At 34.1% G+C, this 2345-nt stretch carries 3 protein-coding genes; all 3 read right to left on the bottom strand.

Annotation, left to right across the window (positions count from 1 at the left end; genetic code table 11):
* Positions 1-306: 306 nt before the first annotated feature.
* Positions 307-603 carry a DUF4176 domain-containing protein gene (locus GH715_RS21120; protein WP_153835411.1) on the bottom strand — a complete coding sequence of 99 codons (297 nt, stop codon included), beginning with the start codon at positions 601-603 and terminating at the stop codon, positions 307-309.
* Positions 604-641: 38 nt separating this feature from the next.
* Entirely contained in the window at positions 642-1172 is a 531-nt protein-coding gene (locus tag GH715_RS21115; protein WP_163578829.1) for a hypothetical protein, read from the bottom strand.
* 26 nt (positions 1173-1198) lie between these two features.
* Positions 1199-2345: T7SS effector LXG polymorphic toxin (locus GH715_RS21110; RefSeq protein ID WP_163578828.1), on the bottom strand; the 1147-nt coding region annotated here is incomplete at its 5' end.

Raw genomic sequence — 2345 nt, 5'->3', positions numbered from 1 at the left:
GAATATCCCTCTCTTTCCTAACGTATTGGTTGTGGACCATAAATAGGATGATTTACTGAATCTAACTTTTCATTTCGTTCTCACATTAAAGTTTACCTACTACTATATCCTTACGAGAGCACCTAAAAAGAAGGCAAAGACACTGTATCATCTGCTTCTTCACCCTTCCTCCTATTCATCAGGTTCCTAATCATAGTTATCTAATCTTAAGTGAATATTCTCTTACGTTAATTCCATTAATATTTCTTCATCTTCCGGATCAATATGTAATAAGAAAGGAACAGCACTGTCTTTCTCTATAATCATTTATTCGTTCTCCACTTTAAACTTTGGGTATTGAATATTCTTTATTTTTTCTTCATATTGTTCTTGAAATAATTTTTCCTGATCATCTACATAACCTTTAAAGTAGATTTTTTCAATATTCTCGTTATTAAAGAAGTACACTTGGTCCTCTATTTTTCCTGCTGGATATATACAAGCAGAATAATCGAAATAGCCAATAACACCATCTTGATTATAAAGTGGTGCTCTATTTAGAATCATTAACTTAATATCTCCATTTTTTAATTGCACTACACTTCCTATTGGTAATATTTCCATATAACATCATCTCCTAAATTCATCTTTACAAATTGCAATTACTTTCCCTTTTGATAAAGTTTAATTCTTGCAAGTGGCAGACGTTTCATCATTAAACAAAAAATAAAAAAGAGGAAAATCGAAAATATTAAAATCACTAAGGATAGATTAATAAAAAAGATGATGGTTAGAATGACAAATATTAAAAAACTAAGGATTGCAATCCAAACTTCCATTTTATAAACACTTTTTCCATCTTCAATATATTCTTCTATCATCGTATTAGTCAGATATATTTCTTTTACTTCTTCATAAAATAAATGTTTATATACAATTCGACTAACTAAAACAGTCAACACTAATAGACTAGTAAAAATAATAATAATAGATATAAGTGATAAAGGAATGTGGATACTTTGGATACTTCTCATGATGGCAAGGATAGCGAAAAAACCGATCCAATATACCCATTGATTACTTTCCTTATGAAGCGCTTTGTAAGATTTTTCAGTATGTTCATCAATAAATATAGTATGACCTTGTCGATTCTTTTTACTTTCCGTGTAAATCGGTATTATTTTCATTTCCATCATTCCTTCTGTGTGTTATTCCTCTTCTACCCAAATACGCTTGCTACTCCACTTAAGATTCCCTTAGCAGCGTCTCCTATTGCTTCTCCAGCATCTTGAACTACATCGACCGCATCGCTAGCAAAATCCTTCACACCATTGACAATGGCATCTTTATTATCATATACATAGTCAAATAGCATGGATCCACCCACACCAACTGCAAAACCTACAGCAGTTCCAACAAACGGTATCGGAATTGCTGAACCAATCGCTGCACCTGCCATACCTGCCCCTAAATGACCGGCTGTTTTTATAGCAGCATCTGTGGCATCTTCTCCTTTATAAATTTGTATACCAAAGTCAATGGCGGAACCTACAACTGGAGCGGCATATCTTGCACCTGTTCTAATGGCAGACGTTAAAGCAGATGGCGGAGCTCCCCTTGTAACTACACCTCCACCAGCAGTTTGTAATGCTAAGGCAGGATCAACAAAATGCATGGTATTCTTTTGAGCCCAATCAACTATAGACCCTGCTATTCTTTCAGACACTTCATTTGTAATTTTCGAGTTTACTGCATTCTTAATAAAGGCAGCACCCGTATTAAGAATACCAGAAACTATAGTATCATATACAGACTTATCAATTTCCCCATTTTCATAATCTTCTTTTGCCTTTTCATAAACCGCTTTTGACTCTTCATCAAGGTTTTCAATCTCTTCTTGCCTTGCTTGTTGATTTGCCTGGTTATATTCTTTTAAATTTGTCAAAGAAATCGCTGTCGAATTCCCATTATAATCCGTGAACCGAGCACTTCCACTCACTGCACCGGCACTATTCAGCGTAGTTTTGATTTCCTTTAATAGCTCTTCTGTTTGCGAGTTGCTACTTTTTCCTGTCGTTGTAAACGAATCTAAATCTTCTTGTAAATTATCTCCTACATTAATGACAGAATGTTTGTCATTATTGATTGCAACGAAAGAAGGAGTGGTTGCACTACTAATATCTGAGATACTGCTAATAGTGCTAATTACTGAATCATGGTGTGTTTGTAAAGCTTCATAGTCCTCATTGACATCTTCCATTGTATCTCTAACATAATTACTTTCTATAATGGTGCTACTACTTTCATCTACTCTTGATTGGAAGGTCTCAATATGTTTGTTCAAATTCTCATATAAATCCGTAAAG

This window comes from Gracilibacillus thailandensis (assembly GCF_010994055.1).
Taxonomy (GTDB): domain Bacteria; phylum Bacillota; class Bacilli; order Bacillales; family Amphibacillaceae; genus Gracilibacillus; species Gracilibacillus lacisalsi.
The sequence above is the reverse complement of the archived record's forward strand: the minus strand, read 5'-3'. Positions and strand labels throughout refer to the sequence as shown.